Source organism: Flaviramulus sp. (genome assembly GCF_982512915.1).
Genome location: NZ_CEWOCJ010000001.1, coordinates 111,962 through 127,758 on the forward strand (window position 1 = coordinate 111,962; position 15,797 = coordinate 127,758).

Sequence of the window (15,797 nt, forward strand, 5' to 3'; positions counted from 1 at the left end):
TTAGTTAGATTTTCTTTACATAGTCTGTAATTATAACAATAAGTTGCGACCCCACTTTACCTTCAATATACTTATCGTTTTGATGGTCTAATCGAATATTTCTAACAGCAGTACCTTGTTTGGCTACCATACTAGAGCCTTTCACTTTTAAATCTTTAATTAAAACTACCGAATCTCCAGCTTCTAAAATAACACCATTTACATCACGATGAACAATTTTATTAGCCGCATCTTCGTGTTCTCCAGTTGCTCTTGCAAGCACTATAGCTTCATCATCTAAATACATCATATCAAGTAAATCTTTTGGCCAACCATCATTTCGAAGTCTTTGTAGCATTCTCCAAGCCATAATTTGCACTGCCACATGCTCGTTCCACATACTATCATTTAAACAACGCCAGTGATTGGAATCCATGGGTTCATTGCCTTCAATTTGATTTAAACAAGTTTTGCAAACTAAAACATCATTTGCAACATTTTCATTTAAGGATGGTGGAATGGTATATTGAGATAATCCTTCAGTTGAAGTACATAATTCACAGGTATGATTGCTTCGTTCTTGTAATGTTTGTAATACACTCATAAGTTACATTTAAATTTTGCAATAATACACATAAACAACAGTATCTAAAAGTTTAAAACTTACTTAAGTTAATAATTAATAGCTTTAATTTAATGTTACTTTAGATTTTAAATTAATTAAACTTTTTAAAATCTTTACTAAAAAGCCAATTTACTATGTCAATTAATTTTTGAGAATCTAATGGTTTATTATAATATCCTTTTACGAAAGGGTATTTTCTAGATTTTTCAAAATCAGAAATATTTAAAGAAGACGTTATTATGAAAATATTAAGTTTTGCAATTATTTCATTACTTTCTTCAATTATTTTATCTAAAAATTCAAATCCATTTAATTCTGGCATATTAATGTCTAAAAATATAATATCTGGAAGGCTATCAATACTTAAATTACTAAAATAACAAAATGCTTCTAATGGAGATTCAAAACAAGTTACATCGTGTTCAATTTCTAATTTCTCGATATACTTTGAGTGTAAAAAATTAAAAACATGATCGTCATCAATCAACAGAAATTTTAATTTTGTTTTCATTATTTTTTAAGGGAGTTATTGTTTGTTTTATGGGGAGTGTTATTATAAATTTTGTGCCAACATTTATTTCAGAGTTAACTGAAATTTTACCTTTTAATTTTCCAAGAGTTTCTTTTACTATAAACAAACCAAGGCCTGTGCCATAAGCATTTGATGTTGCTCTAAAAAACATATCAAAAATTTTATCAATTTGGTCTTTTTCTATACCTATACCGTTATCGGTTATAGTAATAATGTATTTAGTTTTTTCTTGACTTATATCAACCCTGATACAACACATATCTTTATTTGGGCTAAAATATTTTACTGCATTACTTAAAATGTTTTTGAGTACAGTTTCCAATCTAACTCTATCTGAATCAATGAAATAGATGTTGTTAAAATTAGTTTCAAATTTTATCTCACCTTTATTGACATATTTCATGTCTTGAAACAAATCATTGATTAATTTTTGAATATCTATGGATTGAATTTGAAGTTTTAGTTTTGAGTTTCTAGAATAATATAAAATTTCTTGAATTGTTTTGTCTAATCTGTTTGCACTATCTGACATTAAATTACAATAACCCTTATGCACATCAGACATAGCAACATCATCTTCGTGTTGTATTAAATCAATAAGCCCCATCATTGAAAGCACTGGTGTTCTTAAATCATGAGAAACTCTATAAACAAAGGTATCTAACTCAGTATTTATTTTTTTTAACTCAGTATTGGATTTTAATAGATTAATTTCTAAATTCTTTTGGTTAGTAATATCTAAATGAATGCCTATTGAACCTATAGCCTCACCTTTAACATCATAATTTGGTGCACCACTTATTAACCACGTGCGTTTTTCTCCTTGTTTGGTAATAATCTTTGTTTCATAAAGCGAAGAGTTCTTATTATGACGTGTTTCAATATGATTTTTCATGGCTAACTTACCTTCTTCATCTAACAATAAATTAAAGGCACTTTTCCCTATCAATTCATTTTCTGTGTAACCAGAAATTTTACAAAAACTATTATTAACCATTAATATATTTTCATCATTATCCACTTCTAGCAAACCTAGATTCATATTGGCAATAATATTTTTATACTTTTCTTTTTCGTGAATTAAATTTTCTTTATAAATTCTATGCTTTAATATGGAATATAATTGCTCTGAAAAATTATCAAACATTAATAGTCCTTCAAAACTTATTTTTTCATAACCAAATGCATGTTTTTTTGAGACCATTCCTATAATGAAAAACTGAAAATTTTCTTCTTTAGATTCAAATTTTCTTACCAGTATCCTTTCAAATTTTTCAAGCGCAGGATGATTCTCTATATGTTTTTCTAATAAGTAAAATGGTTTTTTTTCTGAGACATTTAGAGTTATATTTTCAATGGCTCTAAAAATATTATCTGAATTGTGTTCTTTTTTTTCTAGTCCTTCAGTATAAATTGACACCTCACGTTCATTAGAAAATACCACCATAGAGGATTCAGCCGAAAAAATATCAACAACCGCTTCTGTAACATGAATTTTAAAATTTTGAATGGATTTTGATTCAATAAGACCTTTTATGTAGTAATTTAATTTCTTGTAAGATTCAAGTTGTTTATCTCTTAGATGATTGGCAGCAATAAGCTGTTGTTGTAGATTGTTATAGCTTTTTAGTCTTTCTTGAAGCTTTAAATTCTCATTTTGCAATAAACTATATTTATCATCAAAATCCTCTTCATCAACTAGCTTTCTACTAATTATCATAACTTCTTAATTAAGATCTGGTAATAACATATAACGCCGTTGTATAATTATGGTATGTGTTTTTTCCTCCTAAACGAGCAAATTCACCAAAACCATACATGCCTAACCAGGGTGGACACTCATTATTTTTGTAAAAAGGATTTTGCATTTTAGCCACTAACTCTTCTTTGAAAATTCTATTAAATAAAAAGCGCCCTCTAGCTAAACAATCTGCATGAAAAACGGCAACAACTTCTTCGTTTTGTATTTTACTACGTAATGAATTTGTCATATTAGTCATTTCATCAAATATTAAATCTTCATCTCTTACAGTAAGCCATAATTTTGTATTTTCTTCACAAGTAGTTGCATAATACATATCATCACCTTCATGCTTAGTAACTACCCTTAAGATATGACTGTTACCATATTCTAACATTAAATCGTCACTTAATTCTTCTGCTAAAGCACCTATAGGAATGGTGTCTCCACATGTTGCATTTTCAGACACATCTAATTGATTGGTATATTCACTCCATGCTGGTTTACCATTTAATTCTTTAATTATATGCCCTGAAGATTTAGTAACAACAAGTGGTTTTCCTTCAGCTAAAAAACCATGAGTGGCTTGTGTATAAACTTTTAATGTTGGATCGCAAAAACCTATAGCATATGCGCCATTTTCATAAATAGTATCATTAACTGCTTGATAACTTACAACGCCTTTCATATTATCAGAAGATGTGGCTCCAAATATTGTTACATTTTCACCAAAAACACTTTCAAAAGCAGCTATACATTCTGTGTTATTAATGTCTATGCCTGATGCTAAAAAGTAAATCATGTTTATGCCACTTTTTTTACTTTTTAGAGAATTTGCAATTTCTAAAGCTTTTTGGTAAGAGTTGTGACCAAATATACCATCAACATGAGCTAAGGCGTATTCTTTTCCCTTTATGGCCATAAGCGCCATGTCTTTCATAGACTCACTTACGCCTTCTTTACCAACTATACCGCAACATGAGGCAGCAACAACATCAGCATTAGGATACAATTCTTTTGATTTTTCTAAAATATCATTAAAATCATGCCCAAGAGTGGCGTGATATATAATTAAATCAATACTTTTATTATCATCCCCCAAAGCGCTTTCTAAACATTCTTCAACACTCCTTTTGGTGTTAATAATTCTAGCTGATGATGAGTAAAATTGAAGCATATATTGGAATTTTAAACTTAAAAAGTTTAATAAAATTTAAAATAATAACAATACGCAGGGGTTGAATTTAGATAATTGGTTATTTCATATAGACGAATAACATTTTAATATAGTTTAAAAGTTATTTTAAAAACCTTAAAAACCAGCCTTTAAGATTTAATCTTATAAAGCTGTTTTTATGAATTTCTAAGTTAATTTAGAGTGTCCCGCATTTTTTTCGTCATTACTTTAACTACCATATCGTAAGAATGATCTATCAACTCAAAAATGAATTTTGGTTCTAGCTCACCCTTATAGATAGCTATAGTATTCCAGTGCTTGTTGCTAACATATGGTCCTGCATAAATACTTTCGTAAGTACCTCTCAATTCAATAGTATAATCCGGATCACATTTTATAGTGATTGTTGCCTCACCTTTTTCCCATTTATCCAAAGGTGCCATTAAAAACATTTTATTAAGAACTTTAAAAACAAGGGTGTTTTCATCAAATGGAAAACTATCTGAAGTTGCTTTCTTCTCTAAACAGTAGTCTCGAAGTTGTTCTATATTCATTATTGAATTTTCTTGGTTTCTGAATTACCAATAACTAAAGCTGAATAATCCAACTTCCAACCAATAGTTTCGACAATAGTTTCAATTAAATGAATGGTTTCTAACGCTTCTTGTTGTGCTACTTGAATTAGACCACTTTCAGGAATTTTATCCTTAATATGAAGCTTCGCTTCGTTGTTTAAATCTGTTAAATCTGCGGCTTCAAACTTATTAAAATAGCCATCTTTTTTATCGTAATAATTTAAATTTGTTTCTATGGATAACACTTCTGGTTGCGGAAAATGTTCTAATATAATTTTCTTATTATCATTTTCAGATCTCAAAATAATTTTAGATAAATCATAACCAACATGGGCTTTTGCATTAATAACAATGAGTGCCTTCTTTTTACTCGAAATAAGTTTCAAAAAACGTTCTTTCACATCTTCATAATGATATATTTCTGCAAAATCTCCTTCAACAGTAATAAATTTACAAACTCTTTTTATCTTGTCTAAAAGCAATACCGATTGGGCATTTACTAAACTTTTTTTCTTTAAAGTTTTAAAATAAGTAACAAAACCTAGAGTAGTTAAAACGCCGATGATAATTCCTAAAAAAGCTTCCATTATTTAATAATTTTATACAAAATAGGCTTACTTGGTGTGGCATCATTTTCAAAAGGTGCAATTTGAAGATTTAAAAAATAAGCACCATCTTTTATCGAATTTGCTACATAAATGAGCTCTGTGATTGTAGCATCCAATCGTAATTTGCCTTTTGTATTCCAAAAAGCATTATGCCCTAATAATTCGCCATCATCCTTTTCTTTATCAATACTTGGTAAGTCTATAAGCAAGTGTTTAATGCCTTTACTAACTATGTATTTTACAGCATCTTCTTCTAAATACGACCAATTTGTATTTGAGTATTGATATGAAAGTTTTTCTTGAGTATTGGGAATAGTTCTTAAAATCAACGCGTCTCTTTTTTTATTCCCCAAAGCAAATTTTATTTGTTTTTCAGAAATCACATAATCGCCATTAAATCTTTCTGGCGCTACAGTAATAACCTCAGCTAAAAAGAAAAACTGTTTTAAATTCTCGTTTATAGAATGTACTTTTTCGGTTAAATGTCCAACACATTCTGTATGCGTTCCATGTGCATGCGGATTAAAATATATGTTATTAAAATTAATGCTAGCACCTTCTTTAACACTCGCAATCCAATCACCATCTGTTTCTGGTTCAATTTTAGGTTCGTTTACATACCAAGCATTTACATTGCTTTTTGAGGCTCTTAAAGGTATTGAAATATCTAAAGGATTTGATAAATCAATTTTGAGTTTTTTTGAGTTGTATTGAATTGTTGCAATCAAGCTATATTAATTTTAAATAAATCTGAAGCGATACCATCACTTAAAAATTTTCCTTTTTTTGTAGTAAGTAATTTGTCATCATCAATATACAACAAATGTTCATTAATGTATTTTTCTGATTGATTTAAAATATATTTTTTATAGTTTTTTCCAAAATCATTTTCAATCTTTTCTAAAGAAACTCCCCAAACGGTTCGTAAACCTGTCATGATATATTCGTTGTATTTATCGGTTACTGATAACGTTTCTATTTCAATAGGTAATATGTTTTTTTCTAGCGCTTTTATGTATTTTGAATTGTTTCTAACATTCCATCCACGCGCTTCTCCATTAAATGAATGTGCGGAAGGACCAATACCCAAATACGATTTACCTTGCCAATAAGCCGAATTGTTTTTGCTAAAATAATTGGGCTTACCAAAGTTAGATAATTCGTAATGCACAAAACCGGCAGCATCTAATTTATCCATTATAATATGAAATTGCTCTTGAGCCAAATCATCATCCACATTTTTAATAATCCCATTTTTTATAAAAGAATCCAGGGCCGTTTTGGGCTCGACTGTTAAGGCATAACTAGAAATATGTGGAATATTATAAGCTAAAGCTATTTCGATGTTTTTAACCCAATCATCATTTGATAAATGTGGAATCCCGTAAATTAAATCGATAGAAATATTATCAAAATACTTAGTTGCGAACTCCAAACATTGTTTAGCTTCGTTGGCATTGTGAGCACGATTCATGAGTTTTAAATCACGCCCAAAAAATGATTGAATTCCAATACTTAATCTATTTATAGGACTTTTAGAGAGCTCTATTATTCGATTATTTGATAAATCATCTGGATTAGCTTCTAAAGTTATTTCTGGGTATTCTATTACTCTATAGTTTTTATAAACTGTATCAATCAACAATCGTAATTCATCAATCGTCAGTAGCGAAGGGGTTCCTCCTCCAAAGTAAATAGTTTCAACCGTTTGATTTTTAAATTCATCTTTACGAAGTTCAATTTCTTTTAATAAAGCTTCAATCAATTCATCCTTCTTTTTAAAAGATGTTGAAAAATGAAAATCGCAATAAAAACAAGCTTGTTTGCAAAAAGGAATATGAATATAAATACCTGCCATTATTTCTTAACTCTACTTTCATTCTGCTTAACAAAAGCATCCCAACCAGAGTAACTTTTACCAATTTCAATTTTTCCAGAATTATAAAAATGGCAAACGGCAGCAGCTAAACCATCGGTGGCATCTAAGTTTTTTGGTAAGGTTTTAAGTCCCAATAAACTTTGAAGCATTTTTGCTACTTGCTCTTTACTTGCATTTCCATTACCAGTAATCGCCATTTTAATTTTCTTAGGCAGATATTCTGTAATTGGTATTTCTCTACTCAAGCCTGCTGCCATCGCAACCCCTTGAGCTCTACCTAATTTAAGCATACTTTGTACGTTTTTCCCATAAAAAGGTGCCTCGATAGCAATTTCATCTGGGTTGTGCGTATCAATAAGTTCTATAGTGCGTTCAAAAATAAGTTTCAACTTTAAATAATGATCGTCGTATTTCTTTAAATCCAACTCATTAAGTTGAAGAAAAGTCATGGTTTTACCAACTACTTTTATGAGTCCGAAACCCATAATAGTTGTTCCTGGATCTATTCCTAATATAATTCTTTCTTTAGTCATTAATTATTAAAAACGATACTATCATGACGATATAATGTATTAATGATTTATTTTGCATTTATATTTATGATGTATGCTTATTCACAAAACTAAACAATTCTTTTTAGTGCTCATTAAATTCAGCATTGTTGTTAGTGCATTTTATTTTATTTATCAAAAATTAGTAAATAACAATGATTTAGAATTTTCTATTTTTATTGGGTTTTTGATGAAAAAAGGTGTTTTTTTATCAAAAACTGTTGTTTTTTTAGTTTTTTTAAGCATTTTTAATTGGTTTTTTGAAGTTTTAAAATGGAAAACCCTTGTGGATTTTATAAGAAAAATAAGTTTTAAAAATGCACTAGAACAAAGTTTAGGCTCACTAACTGCTTCTTTATTTACTCCAAATAGAATTGGGGAATATGGCGCTAAGGCTATTTATTACACTTCAAATTACCAAAAACAAATTGTCCTGATAAATCTATTGAGTAATATTTTACAAATGACAGTAACTGTTATTTTAGGCATTGTAGGAATTACTTTTTTTGTGCTTGAAAATAATATAGATATTAATTATTCAAAACTATCCTTATTAACAATAACATTAATTACAATAACAATCTTAATAGTTTTTGGAGTAACTAAAAGTAACTTTAAAATCAAAGGTTTTTCATTAAACAAGATAAAACTTTATGTTAAAGCATATCCTAGAAAAAAAATTCTTTTAGGTTTTATATTTTCGGCTATTCGTTATCTTATTTTCTCATTTCAGTTTTATTATTTACTTCAGGTTTTTGGTGCTAATATCAATTATTTGAATGCCATGAAAGCCATAACTTCCATGTATATATTAGCATCAATAATTCCTTCTATTTTTATTTTTGATGTAGTTATTAAAGGTAGTATTGCCGTATATTTATTTGCTTTTTTAAACATAAATGAACTTGTTATTTTAAGTATCATTACCATTATGTGGTTGCTTAATTTTGTAATACCAAGTATCTTTGGAAGTTATTTTGTACTTAACTTTAAACTCCCAAAACAAGAAGTGTTATTATGATTTTAATTAGCTTAATAGTTACTGTTTTATATTTACTTTTAATTGGAAGTTTTATTTTTGGCTTTGACAGAGTACCTTATTTTCAATTGAAAGAAGCACTTCCAAAAACTAAATTTTCAATTGTTATACCTTTTAGAAATGAATCAGAAAATTTACCAGACTTATTAAAATCAATTAAAAACTTAGACTATCCTATTCAACTATTTGAAATAATCTTTGTTGATGATGATTCTAACGATTATTCAGTTGAAATTATAAATAAATTTAAACAACAATATCAAATCCAACTCCATATTCTTTCTAACAACAGGCAAACAAATTCACCAAAAAAAGATGCTATCTCAACAGCCATAAATCAAGCTAAAAATGATTGGATTATAACAACAGACGCTGATTGTGTATTACCAAAATATTGGCTTGATAGTTTTGATGCATTTATCCAAAAAACAGAAACTAAATGTATTGTTGCACCTATTTCTTACATAGATGAAAACAATTTTTTAAATAGATTTCAAACACTCGATATTTTAAGTTTACAAGGCGCTACCATAGGTGGTTTTGGAATAAAGAAACCATTTTTATGTAACGGTGCTAATTTTGCTTACACAAAAGATGTATTTAAAGCATTAAATGGTTTTGAGGGCAATACCAATATTGCAAGTGGCGATGATATTTTTTTTCTAGAAAAACTATTAAAAAAAGACACTAAACAGCTGCATTATTTAAAAAGCAAACAAGCTGTTGTTTCTTCAAAATCGCAAACAACTTGGAGTAGTTTAATTTCACAAAGAGTTCGTTGGGCTGCAAAAACGAGCTCTTACAATAATTGGTTTGGAAAATTAACCGGACTTATTGTTCTACTCATAAACGCCTTAATAATTATTGGATTATTACTTTCGTTACTCCAGATATTTAACTTTAAAAGTTGGTTTTATGTAGTTGTTATTAAGTTTAATATTGATTTTTATTTAATTTATAAATCGGCTACATTTTTTAATCAAAAAGATGTGTTACGAAGTTTTATCCCCTCTTTTTTTTTCTATCCCTTTTTTTGTGTTTACGTAGCGTTTCTATCTGTTTTTTCAAGTTATAAATGGAAAGACAGAATTTTTAAAAAATAAATTAATTAGTTTTATAGCAATGACTTTTTTTAATAAAACATCCAATCCGGCTTTCACAAATTACTTTTTTGAAAGTAAAAACACCCATGAAAAAACTATGTCGGTTACTGGAGTACTTATTAAATCAATGTTTTCCATCGCAATTATTATTAGTATTTCAATTGGTGTTTGGAAACTTTATAGCGACGGTATAAACATTAAATGGTATGGCATAGGTGGCATGTTAGGAGCTATAATTATAAGTATTGTTATATCGGTTCGCCAGCATTGGGCACATATTTTAGTGCCATTATACGCTGTTACTAAAGGCTTTTTTCTTGGCAGTATGAGTGTATATGCCCATGCACATTTTCCTAATTTACCTTATCAAGCCATTGGAATAACCATAGTAACATTTTTGGTAATATTATTACTTTATCAAACTCGAATTATAGTTGTTACAAAAAAATTACGAAGTGTTATTATTACCGTAGCAACAAGTATTTTTGTGATTTATATTATTTCTTGGATGTTGAGCTTTTTTGACATTTCAGTTTTTATATGGGGTATATCCTGGCCGGCTATTATTTTTAATATTGTAGCGGCAATTTTTGCTGCATTATCGTTATTGTTAGATTTTGATTACATAGAACACCATAAAAATAAATCTCCAAAACGCAAAGAGTGGCTTGCTACTTGGGGACTTTTAATTACTTTGGTTTGGCTCTATGCCGAAATTTTGAGACTTATGCGGAAATTTGCAATTAAATTTTAACTCCAATTAATTCACATTAATAATAATTGGCAAATTAAACTCGGTTGTTACCTGCTGACCTCGTTTTATAGCAGGAAATAGTTTAGGTAAAGAATCTAAACTTTCATTAAGTAACGATTTAATGTTAGGTATTTCTTGAGTTGTTAAGGAGTCTATTTTAGTATCCATTAAAAACAAATTACCTTCTTTTGAAACTTGAAATTGCAACAATATGGTATCTCTAATATCTTTTGAAACCACAAGTTCTTTTTGCTTTAAAAACTCCCAAATGTGTAAGGTTAATACGCTTTGAAAACAACCTTTTCTATCCTCTTTTAAAGAAATTGAATCACAAACTGAAAAACTAGGATATTCATCAACATCATTCCAATTAAAAGTTTGTAATTCTTCTTTTAAAATGGCTTGAGAAGATGTTTTTTTTACATTAAAATACTCACAAGAAGTAAGCATAATTACTAATATAAAAACACTAAATAGCTTCATAATTTAAAACTGAAACCGAAAAGTACAATTTTTTCTGTTTTCAATCTTTCTTTTCACCTTCTTTAATAAATTTTTCCTCTTTTAATTTTGAAATTTGAGCATCTACAAACTTTAAAATCATACTTTTTGGGAATTTATTTTTAATATCTTCATAAGCTTTTATTTTAGCATCATAATCAGCGTAGTAACTTTCCTTTGTTATTGCCAAATGTAAATAAGCTAACTCATTTGATGGATTTTCATTTATAGCTTTATTTAATGCCGAAATAGATTCTTTATACTTTTCTTGCCTGTTTAAAACAGTTGCTAATTTCATATATTCTGCATCCAATGGCTGATCTAAAAGCAATAATGCTTGATTTATATACTTTTCAGCATTCTTAAAATCATTTAAATCAAGATAATAAGTACCAATAACATATCTCATAGAAGCATCATTAGGATTATATTTTAAAGCAAACAACCTGTTTTCTAAAGCTTTTTCCACATTGTTTAATTGATAATAACACAGACTCAATTTTTCATAGATGAATTCAGATGTTTCTCCTAATTCTAATAGCCTCTCAAACCAATTTACAGCCTCTTTATAATCTTGTTTCCAATAATAATTTTGAGCTTTTAAGCTTATTAATTCTAAATTGTTTGGATAAGACTCTAACCCTTTATCGGTATAAGAATCAACAGCTTCATGTTTGCGTTTCTGTAAAAAATATTTAGCAATTTTATAAATAGCTTTTTGATGAGTTTTATCTAAATCGAAAGCTGAACGAAACCTATTCATAGCTGTTGAATCTTTTAACTGTTCTAAAACCAAACCCAATTCATAATGATAATTTGGATTTTTGTAATCTAAATAAACCAACTCATTAAAAACCTTGGAAGCCTCATAATAATTTTTTGTTCTTGATAGTAATTTAGCATATTCGTATTTTGATAAAGCATCTTTTGGATTTGATGTTATACTGAATTCGTAATTTTTTAATGCTTCCTCATAATTACCAATGGCCATGTATGCTTTTGCTATTTTATCAAAAACATCTGGTTGGCTTTCGTGTAATTTGTAATGCTCAATAGCCTTAGAATAATTACCATTTAAATACAAACTGTCTGCAAGTTTTAAAACCGAATTTTGAGCTTCGGTTTTTAATACTATTAAAAAACACAATAACATTAATCTAATCATTCTTTTTATTATCTGCTACTTGAAAAATTATTGGTAAGGAATAAGGTACATTCACTTTTTTTCCTCTTTGCTCGCCTGGTATCATTTTAGGCAGTAAGTTAACAACTCTAATGGCTTCTTTCTCCAATTCTGGATGAGGCGCTCTTGAGCGAACTCCTATAATATTACCATCTATATTAATTTTAAAAATAACATTAATACGTTGTTTACCTGTTAATTTCAAATCGTTTGCCAATTTTGTATTGAAATTTTTATTTACATGGTTAGCTATATTATTTGAGGTACACTTTTTTTGTGCTTCATCCTTCAAATCTTCACAACCAGGAAATACTGGTGGTTGGTCTATAACACCGTAAGGTATTTCAACCTCATCTATTATATCAGCAAAAAAAGGGTCGTTTAATCCATTGTTACTTGTTAAAACTAATAGTTTTTTTAAGGCTTTTTCTTCTTCGTTAGAGATGTTTCCCTGAATTTGGATTTGCTGAAAAACATCCGATATTTTTGATATTAAAGTCGTTTTTGGGTCTCTATTCATAAAGGTTTGTACCTGCCCTATTAAGTTTGAATCTAAAACATCTTGTTTTGCTATTTTCAGTAATAATTCCAAACCGTTATTTTCTTCCTCACTGATATTTCCTTGTACTTGGATTTGTCTTGTAAGACGGCTTAATTTATTGACTAAAGGAGTATCTTCTAGTTTTACAATTTCTACAACTTCTTCTATAACTTCTAAATTCTTTTCTTGAGCATAAGAAGAGTTATATATTAACATCCCTAAAACCAAAGGAATTATAAGAGCATACTTAAAAAGGTTAATTTGTTTTGATTTTGATTTTTGTAACATAACGATTCGTTTTTTGATTAATGATTGTTTGAAAAATGGATTAATGAATGATATATTTTTGATTTGAAAAACTTGTGATAATAAGTTTTGATAGTAACTTGATTTATTTTCGTGTTTAATGGCTTCGGCATCGGCAATAAACTCATGAATCACCATGATTCTGTTTTGATACATATACACCAAAGGGTTGTACCAGAAAATAATACGTAACACTTCAAAAAATAATAAATCTAATGTATGCTTTTGCTTTACATGTACAATTTCATGTTTCAAAATAGATGCCTTTTCTTCCTCAGTTAAACATTCTCCTAAAAAAATATAATTAAAAAATGAAAAAGCTGCTGTACAGTTTAATAGTTTAATAATATTAAAACGGTCTATTTTACTCTTTGGGTTTTTGTATAATAGCCAGCATATTTTAATAATTTTAAAAAAGTATAAGATGGCTGCTAGAAACATACCAACATACAAAAAAACTTCCCAATTAAAAACATATTGAACATTTGGCGCTATAGTTTCTGTTACTACTTTTGTTGTAGTTTCTTTAACCTCTTCTCCTATAAAAACTTCTGGCAACTTAATAATGTATTGTTTTGGCAACACATTTTTAAAGCTTTCAACTTTAACAAATGGTAAAATAACAGACAGGATAGCTGTAGAAATAAGATATAAACGATTCCAATTAAAAAAGGTTTCTTTTTTTAAAAACACATCAAACACTAACAAGAAAAATGTTTGAAAGGCTATGGTTAGAATGATAAACTTTAACATACTAAATGTTTTTATTATTAATTTCTTTCAAAACTGATTCTAACTCAGTAACACTCATATCGTTTTTTTTTACGAAAAATGAAACCATACTTTTAAACGACCCTTGAAAATAATTATCAACTAATTTATTTAAAGATTGATTACTATAGTCTTGCTTTTCTAAGATTGGGAAATACACATGACCTTTACCTTCTTTTTCATAATCAACAAAACCTTTGCTCTCTAAAATCCTAACAATGGTTGAAACGGTATTATATGCAGGTTTAGGCTCTGGAAATTCTTCAATAATGGTTTTTACATTAGCTTTTTTTAATAGCCATAGTATTTGCATGATATCCTCTTCAGCTTTTGTAAGTTGTTTCATAATCTTATCCATTTATTTATTTAATTTCAACTAAACTTTTAGTTAAACAAATATAACTAAATAATTAGTTTTAACTAATTATTTAGTTTAAACTGTAACTTTTAACTTTATTTAGCGTCTAAGAAGGGTAAATCTTAAATATATTATGGATATTATTTTGTTTATCATCGCTACTTTTTTAATGCTTTTAGGCATCATAGGTAGCTTTTTACCTATTTTACCTGGACCACTTACTAGTTGGGTTGGCCTATTAATTATTCATTTTACTAAAGCAGTCCCAATGAATAAATCCTTTTTAACAATCACTCTAGTTATGGCAGTTTTTTTTTGGTTTTTAGATTATATAATTCCTGCAATGGGTACAAAGAGATTTGGAGGTAGTAGGTATGGTCTGATAGGAACATCTATTGGTTTAATTATTGGATTAATAGCACCAATTCCAGGAGGCATTATACTGGGCCCCTTTGCTGGAGCTTTAATTGGCGAATTAATTAATAAAAGTGATTCTAAAACAGCTACTAAAGCTGCATTTGGTTCTTTTATTGGTTTTTTAACTTCAACCTTTATAAAATTTGTAGCGGCTATTATTTATTTAGGACTTTTTATTAGTATCATTTGGAATTACAAAAACACAATATTCCAATTTTAAATAAAAGTTAAGCCCTGTGGGTCTCTCACCGCCACAGGGCTTTTGTAAATTGCTATTATCAACAAAAATAATTGAGGGATTAATTAATTTTGACACGTTGATCAATCAAATATAGTTATAGGATTTCATTTTAAACTGTGGGAAACCCACAAGACATTTACGGGTAAAAAGTAGTTTATAAGTATATCAAGGGATTACAAGCGGTAAAAAAATTATTATTTTTCTAATTAATTTAGAATCAGTTTTATTTTGTAAAACTTTACTTATAAAAACCCTTTGTCTTTGGCATTATTCAATAAAGTTTCATCCTGCCCATCATTAACATCAAATATATCTCTAAGTTGCTTTTTCCTTTTTTCAACAGCGCTTAGTGAAATATCTAAATGCGCTGCAAGGTTTTTAGTTTTTATACCTTGAGATAAAAGATGAAGAATTTTTCTGTTTTTATCATCAATTATAATATCAGTTGTAATTGTTTTTCTGATGTGACTGTTAACCGTACCGCTATAAAAAGGCGGATTTTTTAATACCGCTTGAAATGCACTAGCTAACTCTTTAGATGTTAAATCACTTTTAATTAAAAACCCCTCTGGATCAATGGTTTTTATAATATTATGAATCCTAAATGATTCATTAAACATAGTCAAAATTATAATTTTAGACTTGGGTAAAACTTTACGTGCATATTCAGCCAAGTCTTCTCCTGAATTAATAGAGCCATCAGTGGATGGCGGTAAGCTAATATCTACAAATAACACATCATAAGGCAATTCTTGTACAGCTTTATCTATATACTTTATAGCTTCATCGCAATTATTTGCTATATCAATTTTTAATTCTTGATTATCCTTTTTACTAAAAAGCAATGTATTTTGATACCCTTCAATAATCATGGGATGATCGTCTATCATTAATATTTTTAATTTCTCAATCATAA

At 28.5% G+C, this 15,797-nt stretch carries 18 protein-coding genes; 4 read left to right on the forward strand and 14 right to left on the reverse strand.

Annotated features, from left to right (window positions below; translation table 11 throughout):
- Positions 1-4 precede the first annotated feature (4 nt).
- From AC1XJX_RS00505 to ruvC, 9 genes are all read right to left on the reverse strand, one after another.
- On the reverse strand, positions 5-583 hold the full coding sequence (locus AC1XJX_RS00505; RefSeq protein WP_482001994.1) for a PhnA domain-containing protein: 579 nt from the start codon (positions 581-583) through the stop codon (positions 5-7).
- Between the two features lie 112 nt (positions 584-695).
- Positions 696-1,115 carry a response regulator gene (locus AC1XJX_RS00510; protein ID WP_482001995.1) on the reverse strand — a complete coding sequence of 140 codons (420 nt, stop codon included), beginning with the start codon at positions 1,113-1,115 and terminating at the stop codon, positions 696-698.
- Complete coding sequence (locus AC1XJX_RS00515) at positions 1,084-2,856, reverse strand: PAS domain-containing sensor histidine kinase (RefSeq protein WP_482001996.1); 1,773 nt, start codon at positions 2,854-2,856, stop codon at positions 1,084-1,086. The genes AC1XJX_RS00510 and AC1XJX_RS00515 overlap by 32 nt, the downstream gene beginning before the upstream one ends.
- 10 nt (positions 2,857-2,866) lie before the next feature.
- A complete protein-coding gene (locus tag AC1XJX_RS00520) occupies positions 2,867-4,054 on the reverse strand; it encodes an FIST signal transduction protein (RefSeq protein WP_482001997.1) in 1,188 nt (395 codons plus the stop codon).
- Positions 4,055-4,245: 191 nt separating this feature from the next.
- Positions 4,246-4,608, reverse strand: a complete 363-nt coding sequence (locus AC1XJX_RS00525) for an MmcQ/YjbR family DNA-binding protein (RefSeq protein WP_482001998.1) — start codon at positions 4,606-4,608, stop codon at positions 4,246-4,248.
- The gene (locus tag AC1XJX_RS00530) at positions 4,608-5,216 is read right to left on the reverse strand and encodes a DUF4230 domain-containing protein (RefSeq protein ID WP_482001999.1); all 609 of its coding nucleotides are present in this window, start codon (positions 5,214-5,216) and stop codon (positions 4,608-4,610) included. Before AC1XJX_RS00530 ends, AC1XJX_RS00525 begins: the two co-directional genes overlap by 1 nt.
- Positions 5,216-5,965 (reverse strand): cyclase family protein, encoded by a 750-nt coding sequence (locus tag AC1XJX_RS00535; RefSeq protein ID WP_482002000.1) that lies wholly within the window; start codon positions 5,963-5,965, stop codon positions 5,216-5,218. The genes AC1XJX_RS00530 and AC1XJX_RS00535 overlap by 1 nt, the downstream gene beginning before the upstream one ends.
- Complete coding sequence (hemW, locus tag AC1XJX_RS00540; protein WP_482002001.1) at positions 5,962-7,095, reverse strand: radical SAM family heme chaperone HemW; 1,134 nt, start codon at positions 7,093-7,095, stop codon at positions 5,962-5,964. The genes AC1XJX_RS00535 and hemW overlap by 4 nt, the downstream gene beginning before the upstream one ends.
- Positions 7,095-7,649 (reverse strand): crossover junction endodeoxyribonuclease RuvC, encoded by a 555-nt coding sequence (gene ruvC / locus AC1XJX_RS00545; protein ID WP_482002002.1) that lies wholly within the window; start codon positions 7,647-7,649, stop codon positions 7,095-7,097. Before ruvC ends, hemW begins: the two co-directional genes overlap by 1 nt.
- A gap of 73 nt (positions 7,650-7,722) precedes the next feature.
- Here ruvC and AC1XJX_RS00550 point away from each other — a divergent pair, with 73 nt between their 5' ends.
- From AC1XJX_RS00550 to AC1XJX_RS00560, 3 genes are read left to right on the forward strand one after another with little or no spacing between them, the layout of a single operon-like run.
- Complete coding sequence (locus AC1XJX_RS00550; RefSeq protein ID WP_482002003.1) at positions 7,723-8,688, forward strand: hypothetical protein; 966 nt, start codon at positions 7,723-7,725, stop codon at positions 8,686-8,688.
- The gene (locus tag AC1XJX_RS00555) at positions 8,685-9,809 is read left to right on the forward strand and encodes a glycosyltransferase family 2 protein (RefSeq protein WP_482002004.1); all 1,125 of its coding nucleotides are present in this window, start codon (positions 8,685-8,687) and stop codon (positions 9,807-9,809) included. Before AC1XJX_RS00550 ends, AC1XJX_RS00555 begins: the two co-directional genes overlap by 4 nt.
- A 19-nt stretch (positions 9,810-9,828) precedes the next feature.
- Positions 9,829-10,563, forward strand: coding sequence for a Bax inhibitor-1/YccA family protein (locus AC1XJX_RS00560; protein ID WP_482002005.1), 735 nt, complete (start codon positions 9,829-9,831; stop codon positions 10,561-10,563).
- A 6-nt stretch (positions 10,564-10,569) separates the two neighbouring features.
- Here the strand turns inward: AC1XJX_RS00560 and AC1XJX_RS00565 are convergent, their stop codons facing one another.
- The 4 genes from AC1XJX_RS00565 to AC1XJX_RS00580 are packed head-to-tail and all read right to left on the reverse strand — an operon-like array spanning position 10,570 to position 14,211.
- Positions 10,570-11,046: a hypothetical protein gene (locus AC1XJX_RS00565; RefSeq protein WP_482002006.1), complete on the reverse strand. Its 477-nt coding sequence runs from the start codon at positions 11,044-11,046 to the stop codon at positions 10,570-10,572.
- A gap of 40 nt (positions 11,047-11,086) precedes the next feature.
- Positions 11,087-12,229 (reverse strand): tetratricopeptide repeat protein, encoded by a 1,143-nt coding sequence (locus AC1XJX_RS00570; protein ID WP_482002007.1) that lies wholly within the window; start codon positions 12,227-12,229, stop codon positions 11,087-11,089.
- A complete protein-coding gene (locus tag AC1XJX_RS00575) occupies positions 12,222-13,847 on the reverse strand; it encodes a M56 family metallopeptidase (RefSeq protein ID WP_482002008.1) in 1,626 nt (541 codons plus the stop codon). The genes AC1XJX_RS00570 and AC1XJX_RS00575 overlap by 8 nt, the downstream gene beginning before the upstream one ends.
- 1 nt (position 13,848) lies before the next feature.
- Positions 13,849-14,211 carry a BlaI/MecI/CopY family transcriptional regulator gene (locus AC1XJX_RS00580; protein ID WP_482002009.1) on the reverse strand — a complete coding sequence of 121 codons (363 nt, stop codon included), beginning with the start codon at positions 14,209-14,211 and terminating at the stop codon, positions 13,849-13,851.
- Positions 14,212-14,356: 145 nt separating this feature from the next.
- Here AC1XJX_RS00580 and AC1XJX_RS00585 point away from each other — a divergent pair, with 145 nt between their 5' ends.
- On the forward strand, positions 14,357-14,860 hold the full coding sequence (locus AC1XJX_RS00585) for a DUF456 domain-containing protein (protein WP_482002010.1): 504 nt from the start codon (positions 14,357-14,359) through the stop codon (positions 14,858-14,860).
- 263 nt (positions 14,861-15,123) lie between these two features.
- Here the strand turns inward: AC1XJX_RS00585 and AC1XJX_RS00590 are convergent, their stop codons facing one another.
- Complete coding sequence (locus AC1XJX_RS00590) at positions 15,124-15,795, reverse strand: response regulator (protein WP_482002011.1); 672 nt, start codon at positions 15,793-15,795, stop codon at positions 15,124-15,126.
- Positions 15,796-15,797: the final 2 nt, after the last annotated feature.